This window comes from Paracidovorax cattleyae (assembly GCF_900104515.1).
Lineage (GTDB): Bacteria > Pseudomonadota > Gammaproteobacteria > Burkholderiales > Burkholderiaceae_C > Paracidovorax > Paracidovorax cattleyae.
In genome coordinates this window covers 1-19095 of the sequence record NZ_FNJL01000009.1, presented here as the reverse complement: position 1 = coordinate 19095, position 19095 = coordinate 1, and the positions used below count along the sequence as shown (strand labels likewise).

At 67.6% G+C, this 19095-nt stretch carries 21 protein-coding genes; 12 read left to right on the top strand and 9 right to left on the bottom strand.

All coding sequences use genetic code 11. The annotated features are described in order from the left end of the window. Window positions 1-36 precede the first annotated feature (36 nt). From BLR05_RS08920 to BLR05_RS08910, 3 genes are read right to left on the bottom strand one after another with little or no spacing between them, the layout of a single operon-like run. Window positions 37-1062: an HpcH/HpaI aldolase/citrate lyase family protein gene (locus BLR05_RS08920; RefSeq protein ID WP_092833841.1), complete on the bottom strand. Its 1026-nt coding sequence runs from the start codon at window positions 1060-1062 to the stop codon at window positions 37-39. Then, window positions 1059-1841 (bottom strand): trans-aconitate 2-methyltransferase, encoded by a 783-nt coding sequence (gene tam, locus BLR05_RS08915; RefSeq protein ID WP_092834067.1) that lies wholly within the window; start codon window positions 1839-1841, stop codon window positions 1059-1061. Before tam ends, BLR05_RS08920 begins: the two co-directional genes overlap by 4 nt. A gap of 38 nt (window positions 1842-1879) precedes the next feature. Beyond that, window positions 1880-2866 carry a malate dehydrogenase gene (locus BLR05_RS08910; protein ID WP_092833839.1) on the bottom strand — a complete coding sequence of 329 codons (987 nt, stop codon included), beginning with the start codon at window positions 2864-2866 and terminating at the stop codon, window positions 1880-1882. Between the two features lie 195 nt (window positions 2867-3061). Here BLR05_RS08910 and BLR05_RS08905 point away from each other — a divergent pair, with 195 nt between their 5' ends. From BLR05_RS08905 to BLR05_RS08875, 7 genes are all read left to right on the top strand, one after another. Further along, the gene (locus BLR05_RS08905; protein WP_092834065.1) at window positions 3062-3853 is read left to right on the top strand and encodes a GntR family transcriptional regulator; all 792 of its coding nucleotides are present in this window, start codon (window positions 3062-3064) and stop codon (window positions 3851-3853) included. A gap of 140 nt (window positions 3854-3993) precedes the next feature. Continuing rightward, entirely contained in the window at window positions 3994-4428 is a 435-nt protein-coding gene (sdhC, locus tag BLR05_RS08900; protein WP_092833837.1) for a succinate dehydrogenase, cytochrome b556 subunit, read from the top strand. A 53-nt stretch (window positions 4429-4481) separates the two neighbouring features. Beyond that, entirely contained in the window at window positions 4482-4847 is a 366-nt protein-coding gene (gene sdhD, locus BLR05_RS08895; RefSeq protein ID WP_092833835.1) for a succinate dehydrogenase, hydrophobic membrane anchor protein, read from the top strand. Window positions 4848-4879: 32 nt separating this feature from the next. Beyond that, window positions 4880-6688 carry a succinate dehydrogenase flavoprotein subunit gene (gene sdhA, locus BLR05_RS08890; RefSeq protein ID WP_092833833.1) on the top strand — a complete coding sequence of 603 codons (1809 nt, stop codon included), beginning with the start codon at window positions 4880-4882 and terminating at the stop codon, window positions 6686-6688. A 28-nt stretch (window positions 6689-6716) separates the two neighbouring features. Next, window positions 6717-7418, top strand: coding sequence for a succinate dehydrogenase iron-sulfur subunit (locus BLR05_RS08885; RefSeq protein ID WP_013595337.1), 702 nt, complete (start codon window positions 6717-6719; stop codon window positions 7416-7418). 7 nt (window positions 7419-7425) lie between these two features. Beyond that, window positions 7426-7719 (top strand): FAD assembly factor SdhE, encoded by a 294-nt coding sequence (locus BLR05_RS08880; RefSeq protein ID WP_013595338.1) that lies wholly within the window; start codon window positions 7426-7428, stop codon window positions 7717-7719. A gap of 16 nt (window positions 7720-7735) precedes the next feature. Beyond that, window positions 7736-9046 carry a citrate synthase gene (locus BLR05_RS08875; RefSeq protein ID WP_092833831.1) on the top strand — a complete coding sequence of 437 codons (1311 nt, stop codon included), beginning with the start codon at window positions 7736-7738 and terminating at the stop codon, window positions 9044-9046. Window positions 9047-9135: 89 nt separating this feature from the next. Here BLR05_RS08875 and BLR05_RS08870 read toward each other — a convergent pair whose 3' ends face one another. From BLR05_RS08870 to BLR05_RS08855, 5 genes are all read right to left on the bottom strand, one after another. Then, complete coding sequence (locus tag BLR05_RS08870) at window positions 9136-9390, bottom strand: hypothetical protein (RefSeq protein ID WP_092833829.1); 255 nt, start codon at window positions 9388-9390, stop codon at window positions 9136-9138. Between the two features lie 134 nt (window positions 9391-9524). Next, entirely contained in the window at window positions 9525-9893 is a 369-nt protein-coding gene (locus tag BLR05_RS27600; RefSeq protein ID WP_208605993.1) for a T6SS effector amidase Tae4 family protein, read from the bottom strand. 114 nt (window positions 9894-10007) lie between these two features. Further along, on the bottom strand, window positions 10008-10376 hold the full coding sequence (locus BLR05_RS27100; RefSeq protein ID WP_225979370.1) for a GNAT family N-acetyltransferase: 369 nt from the start codon (window positions 10374-10376) through the stop codon (window positions 10008-10010). A 6-nt stretch (window positions 10377-10382) separates the two neighbouring features. Continuing rightward, window positions 10383-10568: a GNAT family N-acetyltransferase gene (locus tag BLR05_RS27095; protein WP_225978906.1), complete on the bottom strand. Its 186-nt coding sequence runs from the start codon at window positions 10566-10568 to the stop codon at window positions 10383-10385. A gap of 9 nt (window positions 10569-10577) precedes the next feature. Then, complete coding sequence (locus BLR05_RS08855) at window positions 10578-11579, bottom strand: GlxA family transcriptional regulator (protein ID WP_092834063.1); 1002 nt, start codon at window positions 11577-11579, stop codon at window positions 10578-10580. 213 nt (window positions 11580-11792) lie between these two features. Between BLR05_RS08855 and BLR05_RS08850 the strand changes: the two genes are divergently transcribed. The 5 genes from BLR05_RS08850 to BLR05_RS08830 all read left to right on the top strand — a co-directional run bounded on the left by BLR05_RS08850 (window position 11793) and on the right by BLR05_RS08830 (window position 18665). Continuing rightward, window positions 11793-12899, top strand: a complete 1107-nt coding sequence (locus BLR05_RS08850) for an S-(hydroxymethyl)glutathione dehydrogenase/class III alcohol dehydrogenase (protein WP_092833827.1) — start codon at window positions 11793-11795, stop codon at window positions 12897-12899. Between the two features lie 143 nt (window positions 12900-13042). Continuing rightward, a complete protein-coding gene (gene fghA / locus BLR05_RS08845) occupies window positions 13043-13912 on the top strand; it encodes an S-formylglutathione hydrolase (RefSeq protein WP_208605998.1) in 870 nt (289 codons plus the stop codon). 283 nt (window positions 13913-14195) lie between these two features. After that, a complete protein-coding gene (locus tag BLR05_RS08840) occupies window positions 14196-15914 on the top strand; it encodes a phosphoethanolamine transferase (RefSeq protein WP_092833823.1) in 1719 nt (572 codons plus the stop codon). A 54-nt stretch (window positions 15915-15968) separates the two neighbouring features. Continuing rightward, on the top strand, window positions 15969-16877 hold the full coding sequence (locus tag BLR05_RS08835) for a LysR family transcriptional regulator (protein WP_092834061.1): 909 nt from the start codon (window positions 15969-15971) through the stop codon (window positions 16875-16877). 177 nt (window positions 16878-17054) lie between these two features. Further along, window positions 17055-18665, top strand: coding sequence for a methyl-accepting chemotaxis protein (locus BLR05_RS08830; protein ID WP_092833821.1), 1611 nt, complete (start codon window positions 17055-17057; stop codon window positions 18663-18665). Window positions 18666-18701: 36 nt separating this feature from the next. Here BLR05_RS08830 and BLR05_RS08825 read toward each other — a convergent pair. Further along, the coding region (locus BLR05_RS08825; protein WP_143015881.1) for an aldehyde dehydrogenase family protein at window positions 18702-19095 on the bottom strand (394 nt) is incomplete at its 5' end.

Genomic DNA, 19095 nt, shown 5'->3' with positions numbered 1-19095 from the left:
TGGGAGAGGGGATCGTGTGAGGGGGCAGCCGGTGCGTCAGGCAACCGCTGCCGCGGCGGAATCGAACCAGTCGCGCGCCCCGGAAGGCAGCGCGCGTCCGGTCTGGTGTGCACGCTCCAGCACCTGCCAGAAATAGCGGTAGCTGGCACGGTCGTGCAGAACGCCGTCCACGCTGATGGGGGCCCATGCGGCGTGCTCGGCGGCGGAAAGGATGGAAGCGGCCTGGACGATCTCGTCCCGGGCCGGCGCGAAGGCCTCCAGGATGGGACGGATCTGGGCCGGATGGATGCTCCACATGCGGGTGTAGCCGAGCTCGCTCGCAGCGCGGCCGGCGGCGGCGTGCAGCGCGGCGGCGTCGCTGAACTCGGTCACCACGCAGTGCGAGGGCACCTTGCCGTGCGCATGGCAGGCAGCCGCGATCTCGAGCTTGGCGCGTACCACCAGCGGATGCTCGAACTGGCCCTGCACGCCCATCGCCCGCGCGGGGATCGCCCCGCCATGCGCGGACACGAAATCCATGAGGCCGAAGCTGATCGACTCCACGCGCGGGTGGGCGGCGATCTCGAAGGCACGGTGCACGGCCGCGGGCGATTCGATGAGCACGTGCAGCGGCAGCGCGGGAGCGCCTGCGGCGTCCACGGCCCGCTCGGCACGCAGCACGTCGTCCACGGATTCGACCTTCGGCACCATGAGGTGGGAAAGCCGGTGCCCGGCCTCCCCCGCGATGGTGGCGACGTCGTGGGCGAATGCGGGATGGTCCACCGTGTGCACCCGGGCCGCCACGCGGGCCCCGGGGTGGGCATCGCGTGCCAGCGCGGCGACCAATTCGGCATGGGCGCGCTCCTGGCCGGCGGGAGCACCGTCCTCGCAATCGAGCGTCACATCGAACACGCAGCGGCCGAACTCGGCCGCCATCTCGGCCTGCAATTGCAGGCTCTTGCGCATGCGCACCTCAACGCCGCTGTAGTGGTCGCACACCGGCAGCCGTGCGGCAGCGGCCTGGGCACCGATCAGCACCTCGGCGGGATGCAGCCTGGAGGGAGCAGCCACCGCGGAGTTCATGCGGAGCGCCGCGCCACGATGAACATGCGCGGGAAGGCAAGCAGGCGCTGCCCGTCGGCCCGCACGGGATAGGCGGCGTCGATGCCGCGCTCGTATGCGGCCAGGAAGCCGGCCCGCTGCGCTTCGGGCAGCGGATCGACGAAGGGCTTGAGGCCGGTGCCGCTCACCCATTCGACGATGGCGGAGGCCGAGGCCATGGGATGCTGATAGACGGTATGCCAGACATCCACGCCCCGGGCGATGGGCGCCAGCAGGTCGTAATAGTCGGCGATGCCCAGGATGCGCGTGCGCAACGCCGCCGTGTCGCCGATGGCGTCGCGCCAGGGCGCCTGGGCGGCCACCTCGCGCATGGTGCGGTGCGAGGGCTCCTGCCGGTTGTCCGGCATCTGGATGGCCAGCACGCCGCCTGGCGCGAGCGTGGCGAACAACCGGGGAACGAGGGATTCGTGCCCGCCCACCCATTGCAGGGAGGCGTTGGCATAGAGCAGGTCGGGCGCTTCGCCCGGCTGCGGTGCCCAGGCGGCGATATCGGCCTGGACGAATTCCGCCGCGGGCAGGCGCTCGCGGGCGCTCTGCAGCATGGCGGCGGAGGTATCGATGCCGGTCACGCGCGCCCCGGGGAAGCGCGCGGCCAGCAGTTCGGTGGAGTTGCCCGGGCCGCAGCCCAGGTCCACCACATGGGAGGCCGCGGCCAGCGGCACCCGGGCGAGCAGTTCACGGGCCGGACGCGTGCGCTCGTCCTCGAAGCGGCGGTAGAGCGCGGGGTTCCAGTCGTTCATGGTCATCTCGGGTACGGCAGCCGCCAGGCAGGCCCGCCTTACAGCAGGTGCTTCACGCCGTCCTGTTCGCCTTGCAGCTCGGCCAGCGTCTTGTTGATGCGCTCCTGGCTGAACGCGTCGATCTCCAGGCCCTCGACGATCTTGTACTCGCCGTTCTCGGTCGTGACCGGGAAGCCGAACACGATGCCTTCGGGGATGCCGTACTCGCCCCTGGAGGGCACGCCCATGGTCACCCACTTGCCGTTCGAGCCCAGGGCCCAGTCGCGCATGTGGTCGATGGCGGCGTTGGCGGCCGATGCGGCGGAGGACAGGCCGCGCGCCTCGATGATGGCGGCGCCGCGCTTGCCCACCGTGGGCAGGAACACGTCGGCGTTCCAGACCTGGTCGTTGATGGCGTCCTTCACGCTCTTGCCGCCGATGGTGGCGAAGCGGTAGTCGGCGTACATCGTGGGCGAGTGGTTGCCCCACACCGTGAGCTTCTCGATCTCGCCAACCTTGCCGCCCGTCTTGGCAGCGATCTGGCTGGCAGCGCGGTTGTGGTCCAGGCGCAGCATGGCGGTGAAGTTCCTGGCCGGCAGATCGGGGGCCGACTTCATCGCGATGTAGGCGTTGGTGTTGGCGGGGTTGCCCACCACGAGCACCTTCACGTTGCGCGAGGCAACGGCGTTCAGGGCCTTGCCCTGGGCCGTGAAGATCTGGGCGTTGGCGGCCAGCAGGTCGGCGCGCTCCATGCCGGGGCCGCGCGGGCGGGCACCCACCAGCAGGGCGTAGTCGGTGTCCTTGAAGGCCTGCAGGGGATCGCTGTGGGCTTCGATGCCGGCCAGCAGCGGGAAGGCGCAGTCTTCCAGCTCCATGATCACGCCCTTGAGTGCCTTTTGCGCCTTCTCGTCGGGAATTTCCAGCAGCTGCAGGATGACGGGCTGGTCCTTGCCGAGCATTTCGCCGGAGGCGATGCGGAACAGCAGTGCGTAACCAATTTGACCGGCTGCACCGGTGACGGCGACGCGGACGGGCTTCTTGCTCATGAGGGAAACTCCAGAAGATGGGATGGAACGGGTGTCGGTGCAGGGGCACCAGCGCCAGTCGATCCAAGCAGCCAGGGTCCTGCAGAACAGCTCGCGAGTGTACCGCCGATTTCCGGCGAGGGTCAATTTGTCTTATGTCTTATATAAGATATGATGCGGACCGCCCCACACGGCGCCCGAGCCCCCACCAACCGCATGTCCACCCCACCGGCAGCCACTTCCGACAGCCCCGCCCCGACGGCCGGCGGCACGGGTGTGCCGACGCCGGCCTTCAGCCCGCTCTACCAGCAGATCAAGGGACTCATCCTGCAGAGCCTGCAGCAGGGCGAATGGAAGCCCGGCGAGGCCATCCCCAGCGAAATGGAACTGGCGGCCCGCTTCCGCGTGAGCCAGGGCACCGTGCGCAAGGCGATCGACGAACTGGCGGCGGAAAACCTCGTCATGCGCCGCCAGGGCAAGGGCACGTTCGTGGCCACGCACGCGGAACACCACGTGCAGTACCGGTTCCTGAAGCTGCAGCCCGACGTGGGCAACCCGGACGCCGAAGGCCCCGCCCAGCGCCGCATCGTGGAATGCCGGCGCACGCGTGCCAGCGCCGACGTGGCCCGCGCCCTGGCGCTGCGCGGCGGGGACGCCGTGGTGATGGCCCGGCGCATCCTCTCGTTCGCGGGCGTGCCCACCATCCTGGAGGACATCTGGCTGCCCGGCCAGACCTTCAAGGGCCTCACGGCCGAACGGCTCGCCAGCTACCCCGGGCCCACCTACGCGATGTTCGAGCTCGATTTCGGCGTGCGCATGGTGCGCGCCGACGAGAAGATCCGTGCGGTGCTGCCCGACGCGGCGCAGGCCGGCCTGCTGGGCATCCCCGCCGGCACGCCGCTGCTGAGCGTGGAGCGCACCGCCTACACCTACAACGATGTTCCGATGGAGTTACGCCGAGGGCTCTACCGGACCGACACACACCACTACCACAATGCACTGCAGTGAACCGGCAGGCCCGCCCGTGCGTACAGCCGCGGGATGGAAATCGCAGGTCCCACGAACTCCGCCTTGTTGCATTGCAATAGAATTTTGGGCGTTTCGCCTGCGCGAAATTACAAAGCAGTTACATCCACGAAAGCACCGCCATGACCGAGATCGCCAAAAAGCGGCCTGAATTCCGCAACATCAACGCCCTCACGGACCTGCCCACGTACCGCCTGCCGGCCGCGGGATGGGTGTCGATCCTGCACCGCATCAGCGGCGTGATCATGCTGCTGCTGCTGCCGTTCGTGCTGTGGATGTTCGACACCTCGGTCTCCTCGGAGATCTCGTTCGGCAAGTTCACCTCGGCATTCACCGCGGGCCTGGGCTTCGTTCCCGGCTGGTTCATCAAGCTCGTGGTGCTGGCGCTGATCTGGGTCTACCTGCACCACTTCACCGCCGGCCTGCGCCACCTCTGGATGGACGTGAGCCACGACGCCGTGAACAAGCATTTCGGCAGCATGTCGGCCAAGGTCACGCTGGCGATCAGCCTCGGCCTGACGGTGATCCTCGGCGCCAAGCTCTTCGGCCTGTACTGAGCCCCCGGCCAGCGCACCGCCCTCCCCCCTCCACGATTCCCAAGGATTTCCCCATGTCCGTGAACTATGGTTCCAAGCGCACCGTCGTCGGTGCCCACTACGGCACGCGCGACTGGCTGAGCCAGCGCGTCACCGCGGCCCTGATGGCCGTCTTCACCCTCGTCGTGCTGGCGCAGCTGGTGCTCACCAAGGGCCCCATCGGCTACGACCGCTGGGCCGGCATCTTCGGCGCGCAATGGATGAAGGTGCTCACGTTCTCCGTCATCGTCGGCCTCGCATGGCACGCCTGGGTCGGCATGCGCGACGTGTGGATGGACTACGTCAAGCCCGTCGGCCTGCGCCTCGCGCTGCAGGCGCTCACGATCTTCTGGCTCGTCGGCTGCGCCGGCTGGGGCATCCAGATCCTCTGGCGCCTCTGATCCGATCACCCCGCGACTGAAAGCACACAACAATGAGCTACACCAAAGCGAACATCACCACGCGCAAGTTCGACGTCGTCATCGTCGGCGCCGGCGGCTCCGGCATGCGTGCCGCGCTGGAACTCTCCCGCGCGGGCCTGAACGTGGCCTCGCTGTCCAAGGTCTTCCCGACCCGCTCGCACACCGTGGCGGCGCAGGGCGGCGTGTCGGCCTCCCTCGGCAACATGAGCGAGGACAACTGGCACTACCACTTCTACGACACCATCAAGGGCTCCGACTGGCTGGGCGACCAGGACGCCATCGAGTTCATGTGCCGCGAGGCCCCCAAGGTGGTGTATGAGCTGGAACATTTCGGCATGCCGTTCGACCGCAACCCGGACGGCACCATCTACCAGCGCCCGTTCGGCGGCCACACGGCCAACTACGGCGAGAAGCCCGTGCAGCGCGCCTGCGCCGCGGCCGACCGCACCGGCCACGCCATGCTGCACACGCTCTACCAGCAGAACGTGAAGGCCAAGACGAACTTCTTCGTCGAGTGGATGGCCCTGGACCTGATCCGCGACGCCTCCGGCGACGTGGTCGGCGTAACCGCGATCGAACTGGAAACCGGCGAGCTCTACCAGCTCCAGGCCAAGGCCGTGCTGCTGGCCACCGGCGGCGCGGGCCGCATCTTCGCGGCATCGACCAATGCCTTCATCAACACCGGCGACGGCCTGGGCATGGCGGCACGCGCCGGCATCCCCCTGCAGGACATGGAGTTCTGGCAGTTCCACCCCACCGGCGTGGCCGGCGCGGGCGTGCTGCTGACCGAAGGCTGCCGCGGCGAAGGCGCCATCCTGCTCAACAGCAACGGCGAACGCTTCATGGAGCGCTATGCGCCCACGCTGAAGGATCTGGCGCCGCGCGACTTCGTCTCCCGCTCGATGGACCAGGAGATCAAGGAAGGCCGCGGCTGCGGTCCCAACAAGGACTACGTGCTGCTCAAGCTCGACCACCTGGGCGCGGAGACGATCCACAAGCGCCTGCCGTCGGTGTACGAGATCGGCGTCAACTTCGCCAACGTGGACATCACCAAGGAACCGATCCCGGTCGTGCCCACCATCCACTACCAGATGGGCGGCATCCCGACCAACATCAACGGCCAGGTCGTGATCCAGAACGGCGAGGTGCACAACCAGGTGGTCAACGGCCTCTACGCCGTGGGCGAATGCTCCTGCGTGTCGGTGCACGGCGCCAACCGCCTGGGCACCAACTCGCTGCTCGACCTGCTGGTGTTCGGCAAGTCCGCCGGCCGCCACATCGTCGAGATGGTCAAGAACAGCGGCGAGCACAAGCCCCTGCCGGCCGACGGCGCCGACCGCACGCTGGCGCGCCTCAACCAGCTGCAGGAATCCAGCCAGGGCATCTATGCCCAGGACATCGCCAACGACATCCGCGCATCGATGCAGCAGCACGCCGGCGTCTTCCGCACGCAGGAAAGCATGGACGAAGGCGTGGTGAAGGTGAACGCCATCCGCGAGCGCGTGGGCGCGATCACGCTGAAGGACAAGTCCAAGGTGTGGAACACGGCCCGCATGGAAGCGCTGGAAGTGGACAACCTCATCGAGGTCGCCCAGGCGACGATGGTCTCGGCTGCAGCGCGCAGGGAATGCCGCGGCGCGCACACGGTCTATGACTACGAGCACCCCGCCGACCACCCCGACTTCCCGCTGGGCCGCAACGACAAGGAATGGATGAAGCACACGCTGTGGCACAGCGGCAGCAACAGCCTCACCTACAAGCCCGTGAACCTCAAGCCCCTGACCGTGGACAGCGTGCCGCCCAAGGTCCGCACGTTCTGATACGCCCACGAACCCACGAGACACCACCATGAAGCGCACCTTTCAAATCTACCGCTACGACCCGGACAAGGACGCCAAGCCCTACATGCAGACCGTCGAGATCGAGCTCGACGGCCATGAGCGCATGCTGCTCGACGCCCTGGTCAAGCTGAAGGCGCAGGATCCGTCCATCTCGTTCCGCCGCTCCTGCCGCGAAGGCGTCTGCGGTTCCGACGCGATGAACATCAACGGCAAGAACGGGCTGGCGTGCCTCACCAACATGAACACGCTCAAGGGCACCATCGTGCTCAAGCCACTGCCGGGCCTGCCCGTGATCCGCGACCTGATCGTGGACATGACGCAGTTCTTCAAGCAGTACCACTCGATCAAGCCCTACCTCATCACGGAAGGCATCACGCCCGAGAAGGAGCGCCTGCAGTCCCCCGAGGAGCGCGACGAGCTCAACGGCCTGTACGAGTGCATCCTGTGCGCGAGCTGCTCCACGAGCTGCCCGAGCTTCTGGTGGAATCCCGACAAGTTCGTGGGACCCGCCGGCCTGCTCCAGGCCTACCGCTTCATCGCCGATAGCCGCGACGAAGCCACGGGCGCGCGCCTGGACAACCTGGAAGACCCGTACCGCCTCTTCCGCTGCCACACCATCATGAACTGCGTGGACGTGTGCCCCAAGGGCCTCAACCCCACGAAGGCCATCGGCAAGATCAAGGAACTGATGGTGCGCCGCGCCGTCTGACTTGAACATGCCAGAAGACCTGCTCGACGACCGCGAAGTCGCCAAGCTCCGGTGGCGCAGCCGCCGGGGCCTGGTCGAGAACGACCTCTTCATCGAGCAGTTCTTCGCGACCCATGGCTCCCGCCTGACGCATCGCCAGGCGCAGGGCATCGCCACCCTGATGGACCTCTCCGACAACGACCTGCTGGACCTGCTGCTGCGGCGCAAGGAACCCTCCGGCGAGCTCGACACCGGGGACGTCAGGGAGGTGCTCGAACTGCTGCGCCGCCGCGCGCCGGCAACTCCACCGCTTGCGGGCTAACTACGAAGGAAACTCAATGAAACTGGCAGACAACAAAGCAACGCTCTCGTTCAGCAATGGCAGCCCGAGCGTGGAATTGCCCGTGTACCACGGCAGCGTGGGTCCGGACGTGGTGGATATCCGCAAGCTCTACGCCCAGACGGGCATGTTCACGTACGACCCTGGCTTCCTGTCCACGGCCGCCTGCCAGTCGTCGATCACCTACATCGACGGTGACAAGGGTGAACTGCTGTACCGCGGCTACCCCATCGAGCAGCTGGCCACGAACTGCGATTACCTCGAGACCTGCTACCTGCTGCTCAAGGGCGAACTGCCGGACGCCGCCCAGAAGCAGGAGTTCAACGATAGCGTGACCAAGCACACGATGGTCAACGAGCAGATGCAGTTCTTCCTGCGCGGCTTCCGCCGCGACGCGCACCCGATGGCCGTGCTCACGGGCCTGGTGGGCGCCCTGTCGGCCTTCTACCACGACAGCACGGACATCAACAATCCGCAGCACCGCGAGATCTCGGCCATCCGCCTGATCGCGAAGATGCCGACCCTGGTCGCCATGGCCTACAAGTACGGCGTGGGCCAGCCGTACATGTACCCGCAGAACGACCTGGGCTATGCCGGCAACTTCCTGCGCATGATGTTCGGCACGCCCTGCGAGGAGTACAAGGTCAACCCCGTGCTCGAGCGCGCGCTGGACCGCATCTTCATCCTGCACGCCGACCACGAGCAGAACGCCTCCACCTCCACGGTGCGCCTGTGCGGCTCGTCGGGCACCAACCCGTTCGCCGCCATCGCGGCCGGCGTGGCCTGCCTCTGGGGCCCCGCCCACGGCGGCGCCAACGAAGCGGCCCTGAACATGCTGCACGACATCCAGGCCCAGGGCGGCGTGGAGAAGATCGGCGAGTTCATCAAGCAGGTCAAGGACAAGAACTCCGGCGTCAAGCTCATGGGCTTCGGCCACCGCGTGTACAAGAACTACGATCCACGCGCCAAGCTCATGCAGGAAACCTGCAACGAGGTGCTGGCCGAGCTGGGCCTGGAAAAGGACCCGCTGTTCGCCCTGGCCAAGGAACTCGAGAAGATCGCCCTGGAAGACGACTACTTCGTGCAGCGCAAGCTCTACCCGAACGTGGACTTCTACTCCGGCATCGTGCAGCGCGCCATCGGCATCCCGGTGAACCTGTTCACCGGCATCTTCGCCCTGGCACGCACCGTCGGCTGGATCGCCCAGCTCAACGAGATGATCGGCGACCCCGAGTACAAGATCGGCCGTCCGCGCCAGCTGTTCGTGGGCGCCGAGCCGCGCACGGTGAAGCCGATCGCGCAGCGCTGATCGGGTTGCGTTGCCAAGGCGCGGTCACATGGTGGCTGCGCTGGCAAGAGGACAAACCGCCGCAGGAGGATGGCCTCCGCGGCGGTTTTTTATTGTTCGCTCTGATGGGGATGCTCAGGGGTATTGCTGCGTCGCCGTCTGCGTCCATGCAGCCTGTATCCCACCCACCCGCCCAGCATGGAGGCGAGGCAGCACACGCCCAGTGAAATCAGGATGAGATCCCCGATGTCGTTGTCGCTCCGGATGTAACGCGGGCCATACCATGCGGCAAAACCGTGGAACATGCCGAAGTACGCCGCTACGGCGAACAGGGAGCCAAACAAAATAGCCCACAAAATCTTCATGGGACACTCCAGAAGCGAGCCTCTTCTGCCTTGAGATAGTCTGACCAGTACCCCTCCAGCGAGAGTCCCCACTGAATTCGGAACCAGGAACTCAGCGAAGTCATCCTCGATCCGTTCCATAGGTCAATGTGGTCTCACTGCCTGCCCGGACCCCAATAATTTTTGAAGAACAGAATACCTGTCCTTCCATGGAGTGACTTGAAAAGGTCCGTGCCGGTTTGCGTGTTTTCAATCTGCTTTCCTACGAATCGTACAGATCGACCAGGAAGCCTTGATGCAGCCGTGTCGAGCCATGAAGCCAACTCCTCAGCTCGCAGCGGGTATTTGGCACCACCCTGCTGCCAAGACCGGACACCTCTGAAAGTGGAGAGGTCATAGCCAGTCCGCATGAGGGCAGCAGACAGATTGACAGCGCACTGGTTCTCATAGGTTGCGACAGGGAGCAAAGGCTTTTCCCTTGTTACGCCGGGATGATTCCTCCAAATTTCCTGAAAGCCTGCCATGCACACCTCTTCCACTGGGAAGCGGCATCCTAGCGGGCCAGCAGAAGAAGCTGATCAACAGTGCGCAATGATTTACATAATGGAAATTCATCCAGACCCGAAACAGAAACCGCCCTACTGATCTGTCGCCAGCCGCGAAAACAACTGCAGATCGATCGGCCGCCCCTCCTTCATCTCATATCCCCGCCGCACCCCCTCGCGTGTGAACCCCAGCCTCGCCAGCAGCGCCGCGCTGCCATGGTTCTCCATGTCCACATCGGCCCCGATCCGGTGGATGCCCAGCCGGTCGAACGCATGCCGGATGGCCGCGGCAACGGCCTCACTGGCAAGACCCCTGCCCCAGTACGCCGGCAGCAGCCAGTAGCCGATCTCGGCCCGGCGGTGTTCCCGGTCGATGTCGTTGAAGCCGCAGGCGCCGATGAGACGCTCCGGGGCCTCTGCCAGGCAGGTGCACCACCATTGCCCGGCGCCTTTCTGCTGGATGCGGCCTTACCAGCGGAGCTGCTCGCGGGTGGCTTCCAGGCTGGCATAGCGCACGCCGTAGTGTTGGATCACGCGCGGATCGCTCAGGCCCTCGAAGATGCCGGGCAGGTCGCCCTCGCGGAAGGGGCGCAGCAGGCAGCGGGGGGTGTGGATCTCGATGTCAGGGAATGCGGTCGATATGGTCAATGGCATGGTCGGAATTCAGTCGCCGAAGCGCTCGCGGTAGGCCTGGGGCGGGATGCCCAGGTGCCGCAGGAACAGGTGGCGCAGCGCCTGCTCCGATCCGAGCCCGACGCGCGCGGCCACGGTCTTGAGCGGCAGGGCGGCGTCGGATTCGAGCAGCCGGCGCGCGGCCTCCAGCCGGGCCGACTCCAGGAAGGCCGAGGGGCTGCGCCCCGTCTCCTGCGCGAACACGCGGCGGAAGTGGCGCTCGCTCATCGCGGCGCGCCCGGCCAGCACCTGCAAGGTGAGCGGCTCGGACAGGTGCTCCAGCGCCCAGGCCTGCACGTCCTGCATGCCGCGGTGGGTGGAGGCCTGGCTGGCGAGTTGCACGCTGAACTGCGATTGCCCGCCGGGCCGCTTGAGGTACATGACCATGTCGCGCGCGACCTCCAGCGCGAGGGCATGGCCATGGTCCTCCTCGACCAGCGCGAGCGCGAGGTCGATGCCCGCGGTGACGCCGGCGGAGGTCCAGAGGTGGCCGTCGCGCACGTAGATCGCATCGGGATCGACCGCCACGGCAGGATGCAGTGCCTGCAGCCGGGCGGCCACGCTCCAGTGGGTCGCGGCCCGGCGCCCGTCGAGCAGGCCCGCGGCAGCCAGGAAGAAGCTGCCGGAGCACAGGGCCACCAGGCGGCGCACGCGCGGTGCCGCAGTGCGCGCCCACGCCACGATCTCCGGGGCACCGGCCAGGGCCGCCTCGATGTGGCGGGCGCCGACCAGCAGGGCCGTGTCCGGCATCGCCGCGCACGCCGCGTCGTCGCCGGCGCACAGCACCTCGGTGGCCTCCAGGGCCATCAGCGTGTCGGAGCGCACGGGGCCGCGCGCACGAGCCGCGATGGACACGGCATAGCCGGGCGGCCGGCCGCGCCGCGCGAGGTGCACGTTCGCATAGTCGAACACCGAGAGCGGCCCCACGGCTTCCAGCGCCTTGAAGCCCGGATAGACGACGATGTGGACGGACAGGGGGTGGGCTGGGTGCATGCGGTCGGCGGAACGGTCATCGGACAAAGCGGGCCGGCCATCGGACATCGGCGCGCACGCGCCGGGCAGGCGGGCCCGGCTTGCTCTATAAAGCGGGATTGCTTTTTCGCCCGGGCGGTCCGGCCGGGGCGCGCGCGGGATTGTCCCCGATCGGCGCGCCGCCCGCGGGGCCGGCCGCCCGCCCTCCCCTCCTTCCCTTTCGAAAGCACCCCCATGAAAACCAAAGCAGCCGTCGCCTGGAAATCCGGCGAACCCCTGACCATCGAGACCGTGGACCTCCAGGGCCCGAAGTTCGGCGAGGTGCTGGTGGAAATCAAGGCCACGGGCATCTGCCACACCGATTACTACACCCTCTCTGGCGCCGACCCGGAAGGCATCTTTCCGGCCATCCTGGGCCATGAGGGCGCGGGCGTGGTGGTGGACGTGGGCCCGGGCGTCACCTCGCTCAAGAAGGGCGACCACGTGATCCCGCTCTACACGCCCGAATGCCGCCAGTGCAAGTTCTGCCTCTCGCGCAAGACCAACCTGTGCCAGCTGATCCGCGGCACGCAGGGCAAGGGCCTGATGCCCGACGCCACCAGCCGCTTCAGCATCGACGGCCAGCCGATCTTCCACTACATGGGCACCAGCACCTTCAGCAACTACACGGTGGCGCCGGAGATCTCGCTGGCCAGGATCCGCGAGGACGCGCCCTTCGACAAGGTCTGTTACATCGGTTGCGGCGTGACCACCGGCATCGGCGCGGTGCTGTTCACGGCCAAGGTGGAGGCCGGCGCGAACGTGGTGGTGTTCGGCCTCGGCGGCATCGGCCTGAACGTGATCCAGGGCGCGAAGATGGTGGGCGCGGACAAGATCATCGGCGTGGACATCAACCCCGCCCGCCAGGAGATGGCCCGCCAGTTCGGGATGACGCACTTCATCAACCCCAACGAGGTGGAGAACGTGGTGGACGCCATCGTGCAGCTGACCGACGGCGGCGCTGACTATTCTTTCGAGTGCATCGGCAACACCAGGGTGATGCGCCAGGCGCTGGAGTGCACGCACAAGGGCTGGGGCCAGAGCATCATCATCGGCGTGGCCGAGGCCGGTGCGGAGATCAGCACCCGCCCCTTCCAGCTCGTCACGGGCCGCCAGTGGAAGGGCTCGGCCTTCGGCGGCGCGCGCGGCCGCACCGACGTGCCGAAGATCGTGGACTGGTACATGGAAGGCAAGATCGACATCGACAGCCTCATCACGCACACGATGCCGCTCGCGGACATCAACAAGGGCTTCGACCTGATGAAGCGCGGCGAGTCGATCCGCGGCGTCGTCGTTTACTGATCCAATAGCCAATAGCGCCTGCCGGGCCGGTGCCGCCCGGCAGGCGATTCCGATCCACTGCCATGACCTACCAACCGATTGACCCCCCCGATGACGTGAAGGCGGCCCTCGAGGCGGCCGCACGCAGGCCCCGCGCCGCCCAGGTGCCCGGACTGGAACTGCTGGGCGAGCACGCCTGCTTCGGCGGCTCCCAGCGCTTCTATCGGCATTCCTCCGTCGAGATCGGCCTGCCGATGAAGTTCGGGGTGTACCTTCCTCCCGCGGCTCTGCGCGATCCCGGGCGCAAGGTGCCCACGCTCATGTACCTCGCAGGCCTGACCTGCACCGAGGAAACCTTCATGATCAAGGCGGGCGCTCAGCACTTCGCCGCGGAACGGGGCATCGCCCTGATCTCGCCCGACACCAGCCCGCGCGGGCCACAGGCCGAGGCCTTCGAAGGCGCCACCGCCGACTGGGACTTCGGCATCGGGGCCGGCTTCTACCTCGATGCCACCGAGGAGCCGTGGCAGCGCTACTGGCGCATGGAAAGCTATCTCATCGAGGAACTGATCCCGCTGCTCGAGCGCGTGCTGCCGATCGACACGGGCCGCCTGGGCCTCATGGGGCACTCCATGGGCGGCCACGGGGCGATCACGCTGGCACTGCGCCACCCGGGCGTGTTCCGCTCGCTCTCGGCCATCGCACCGATCTGCGCGGCCTCGCAATGCGCCTGGGGCGACAAGGCGTTCCGCCGCTATTTCGGGGTGTCCTGCAAGACCTGGCAGACGCACGACGCCACCGTGCTCATGCAGCGCCAACCCGCAGCGCCCTACCCGGACGGCATCCTGGTGGACCAGGGCATGGCGGATGCCTTCCTCGCAGAGCAATTGCACCCCCACGTGTTCGAGGCGGCGTGCGACCTCGTCAAGCAGCCGCTCGAACTGCGCCGGCACGCGGACTACGACCACGGCTACTACTTCATCCAGTCGGTAATAGGCGACCACATCGCCCACCACGCAGACCGCCTGGGCTGAGGTCGCGCCCCTTCCACTCCATTGCGGAGGCAGCTCGACCAGTCGGGAAAATCCTGCCCGGCATCTTTTCGGATGGCGGAATAATGTCGCCTTGATGACAGCGGCCGCACGGTCCGCAAGGCGACATGCAGGAGGGATGGATGGCAGCACACGACCCGCAGGGCCTGCAGGCCCTGCATGGGCCCGCAGGGCAGCGGATGCCCCTGGCGCGACACGGCGGCGAAGCCAGGCGGCCTGCGGGCCCGTTAATGCTGTCTTAAGCCGCAGTTTTCACACTGCTGCCATGCTCCCGTCGTCCGTTTTCCTGTCCCGACTCCCTTCCTTCGCCTCCGGCGGCGCCCCGGCCCGCGCGTCCGCCGAAGGCCTGCACCCCATGGCCGTGCTGCTGATCGCCTGCCTGTGGATGGGCACGGTCTGCAATCTCCCGCTCTGGAGCGAGGTGGTGCGCCTGCCGGGCGCCCACACCGTGCGCGGCGCGGGGTTCTCCCTGGCCTTCATGGTGGCGGTGTCGTTCGCCACGGCGGCCGTGCTGTCGCTCCTCGCCTGGGGCAAGGCGCTCAAGCCCGTGCTCTCGCTGGCCGTGCTGGCGGCGGCGGCAGGCGCCTATTTCATGGGTACCTACGGCATCGTGATCGATCCCGGCATGATCACCAACGTGGTCCAGACGGATGCGCACGAGGCTGCCGACCTGGTCACCTGGAAGCTGCCGCTGTCGATGCTCGCCATGGCCGGGCCGCCGCTGGTGTGGCTGGCCCGGGTGCGGGTGCGCCCGCTGGGCTGGCGCCGGCGTGCGGTGCACCAGGCGGCCTTCATGCTGGGTGCGCTGGCCGTCGCGGCGGCCTGCATTCTGGCGGTCTTCCAGGACTTCTCGTCCACCATGCGCAACCACACGCGCATGCGCTACCTGATCAATCCGCTCAACAGCGTCTATGCCGTCGGCAGCCTCGCGGCCAGGCCACTGCGCCGCGGCCGCGGCCCGCTGCAGCCGCTGGGCCGCGACGCCCGCCTGGGCGCCAGCTACGCGGGGCAGCCCAGGCCCCCGCTGCTGGTGCTGGTGCTGGGCGAGACCGGCCGCAGCGGCAATTTCGGCCTCAACGGCTACGCGCGCGACACGACACCCGAGCTGTCGGCCCGCAAGGACATCGCCAGCGCCACCGATGCCTGGTCCTGCGGCACCAGCACGGCGGCGTCCGTGCCGTGCATGTATGCGCACCTGGGCAAGGAAGCCTACGAGAAGCGCAGCGCGGACTACGAAACCCTGATGGATGTGCTGCAGCACGCCGGTCTGGCAGTGCTCTGGGTGGACAACCAGTCCGGCTGCAAGGGCGTGTGCGACCGCGTGGCCACGGTCAGCACGTCCGCCACGCCGACCGACCCGACGTGGTGCGCGGACGGCAAGGAATGCCTGGACGACGTCATGCTGCAGGGACTGGACGCGCGCATCGCCGCCCTGCCCGCCGAGCAGCGCGCGCGCGGCGTGGTGGTGGTGCTGCACCAGATGGGCAGCCACGGGCCGGCCTACGCGAAGCGCTCGCTGCCTTCGCAGAAGAAGTTCCGGCCCGAGTGCAGGACCTCCGCGCTGCAGGAATGCACGCGCGAGCAGGTGGTGAATGCCTATGACAACAGCATCGTTTCCACGGACCATTTCCTGAACAGCACCATCGGCTGGCTGGAGGCGCGCTCCGCCAGCGCCGAGACCGCCATGGTGTACGTGGCCGACCATGGCGAATCCCTGGGCGAGAACGGCATCTACCTGCACGGCATGCCCTACTCCATAGCGCCCGACGTGCAGAAGCACGTGCCGTGGATCACCTGGCTGTCGCCCGCCATGCAGCAGCGCACCGGCATCGCGACCGCGTGCCTGCAGAAGGACCTGCGCAGCCGGCGCCTCACGCACGACAACTACTTCCATTCGGTGCTCGGGCTCATGGACGTGCAGACCGGCGCCTACCAGCCTGCGCAGGACATGTACGCGGCTTGCCGCGTGGCGGCACGGGGCTGAAAAGCAGCATCCTGCCCGCGCGCGGGCGGAACGCGTGCGGCCACAATGCCGCCCATGAACCTGCGCTTCGTCGAGGCCTTTCACTGGGCTGTTTCGCTCAAGAGCATCACGCGCGCCGCGGAAAAGCTGCACATCACCCAATCCGCCCTGTCGAGCCGCATCGCCTCGCTGGAGGCCGAACTGGGCGTGGTGCTGCTGGACCGGCGCGAGCGCCAGTTCCGGCTCACGGCCGCGGGCCAGCGCTTCCAGCGGCTGGCGGTGCAGCTGCTGGCGCTGCAGCGGCGCGTGAAGGAGGAACTGGGCAGCAGCCCGACGGCGCCTGCGGTACTGCGCATCGGCGCCATCGAATCGGTGGTGCACAGCTGGCTGACCGGCTGGCTGAGGGAAATGCGCAAGAGCCGGCCGGGGTTCGAACTGGAGCTCACCGTGGACACCTCCGCGGTGCTGGCGGACCAGGTGCGCCGCGGTGCGCAGGATCTCGTCTTCACGGGGGTTCCCGTGACGGACAACGGCGTCCGCAGCCACTCCCTGGCGCCGATGGAGATGGTGTTCGTCGGCCACAAGGCGCTCCACACCGAGCGCCATTACGACCTCGCGCGGCTCGCGCAGCACGATCTCCTGACCTTCCTGCGTGGCTCCCAACCCCACCAGACGCTCCTGAAGCTATTCCAGGAGGCGTCGGTGCCCGTGCCGACAGTGCATGCCGTGTCGTCGATTTCCGCCATGCTGCAGCTCGTGGAGGGCGAATTCGGCATCGCATTGCTGCCGCGCGCGGTCATCCGGCACCTTTCGGGGCGCATGCCGCTGCGGGTACTGCCCAGCGACTGCGTGCTCACGCCCCTGCCCATCCACGCCATCTACCGCGAGGATCCCGGCTCGGACATCGCCGAAACGGTGCTCGGCTCGGCACAGGCCTATGCCGCACGCACCATGGCGACGCGCAGGCGCCGACCAGCGGACTGAATGCCCCGCGGCGGTGCAGCGGCCCTGGGGAAAGCCCCGATGGCCACCGGCCGGTTTTGCCCTTAGTGAAATTCAGATGGTGCCATCGATTTTTTCGATGGACGCAACAAGAGATTTTGCGTTGGCTCGGCCTGGGGGCAGCTTCGACAATGCGCCGCATTGCAATCGCGTTACCCCATGAAACAACTCACCCTGCGGCAAAAGCTCTGGCTTCCCCTCGTCCTGGCCCTGTTGGGCCTGTTAGCCCTCACCTTCGTGAATGCCTGGCAGACACGCACGCTCCAGTACGAAGCGCGGCGCACCGCCCTGGCCGACATCACCGACATGGCGCTGTCCGTCGTCGGCGACTACGACAGGCAGGCCCGGTCCGGAAAGATGACGCAGGAGGAGGCGCGCCGCGCGGCCAGGGAGCGCGTGGCGGCGCAGCGCTACGGCAAGGACGGCTACGTGACGATCGTCGGTGCCGACTCCACCATGGTGATGCACCCGATCAAGCCCGAACTCGACGGCAGGAACATGCTGTCCTTCAAAGACGCCAAGGGCACGCCGCTGTATGTCGATATCGCGGCCGCCGGCAGTTCGGCGCAGGGGCGCGGCTTCCTCGAGTACTGGTGGCCACGGCCCGGCAGCGATGCCCCCAGCCCCAAGATCGGCTACGCGGTGCGCTTCAAGCCCTGGAACTGGGACCTGGTGGCCGGCGACTACGTGGACGACATCGAGCAGACCTTCCGCAGCACGCTCTACCGCGCCCTGGGCCTGCTCGCCGTGCTCGGCGCCTGCATTTCGGTGATCACGGGCTTCGTCGTGCGCGACATCGAGCGTTCGGTAGGAGGCGAGCCCGCCGCGGCGGCGCACGCCGCCCTGCGCATGGCCGAGGGTGACCTGCAGGCCCACATCGCCCTGCGGCGCGGCGACGACCGCAGCCTGATGCATGCCATCGGCTTCATGCGCGACCGGCTCGGGCACATCCTGCAGCGCATCCAGCAGGCCACCGGCACGATCGACCACGCCGCGGCGGAAATCGCCCAGGGCAATGCCGACCTGTCCCGCCGCACGGAACAGCAGGCTTCCTCGCTGCAGCAGACGGCTTCCAGCATGGAGGAGCTCACCGCCACCGTGCGGCAGAACGCCGACAACGCACGGCAGGCCGCGCAGTACGTGTCGGCCACGGCACAGACGGCGGCGCAGGGCGGTGAAGCCGTGGGCAAGGTGGTGGAGCGCATGCGGGCCATCAACGCCAGTTCACGCAAGATCAGCGAGATCATCGGCGTGATCGACGGCATCGCGTTCCAGACCAACATCCTGGCGCTGAACGCGGCCGTGGAGGCAGCACGGGCGGGCGAACAGGGCCGCGGCTTCGCGGTGGTGGCGGGCGAGGTGCGCAGCCTGGCGCAGCGTTCCGCCTCGGCGGCCCGCGAGATCAAGGCACTCATCAGCGAGTCGGTGACCGAGGTGCAGAGCGGCTCCGACCTGGTCGAGAAAGCGGGTCGCACCATGGGCGACGTGGTGGACTCGGTGCAGCGCATCTCGGGCCTCATGGAGGGCATCGCCTCGGCGAATGCACAGCAGACCGCCGGCATCGAGGAAGTGAACCGCGCCGTGACCCAGATGGACGAGATGACCCAGCAGAACGCCGCCATGGTGGAGGAAGCCAGCGCGGCCACGTCCGCCATGGCCGCGCAGGTGGCGGTGCTGCGCGACGCGCTCGCCGTGTTCCGGCTGCAGGGGGGCGACCTTGCGCAGCTGGACGTCCACCGGGAGCGCGCGCAGCCGGCGCTGCTGTCCTGATCCCGGGCGCGCCGGGGACCGTGCGGCAGTCCCCTTTCAGTCCAGCTGCCCCTGGCAGAGGTACTTGGTGTGCAGGTAGTCGTCCAGCCCGTGGGTGGAGCCTTCGCGGCCGTAGCCGGACTCCTTCACGCCGCCGAAGGGTGCGGACTCGGCCGCCAGCGCGCCTTCGTTGATACCCACGATGCCCGTCTCCAGCGCATCGGCCACACGCCAGATGCGGCGCACGTCGTTGCTGTAGAAATATGCGGCCAGGCCGAAGGGGGTGTCGTTGGCGGCGGCGATCACTTCCTGCTCGCTGTCGAAGACCGTGAGAGGCGCCACCGGGCCGAAGGTTTCCTCGCAGGCGCAGGCCATGCTGGCATCCGCGCCCGTGAGCACGGTGGGTGCGTAGTAGTGGGCGCCCAGCGCATCCAGGCGCCTGCCGCCGGTG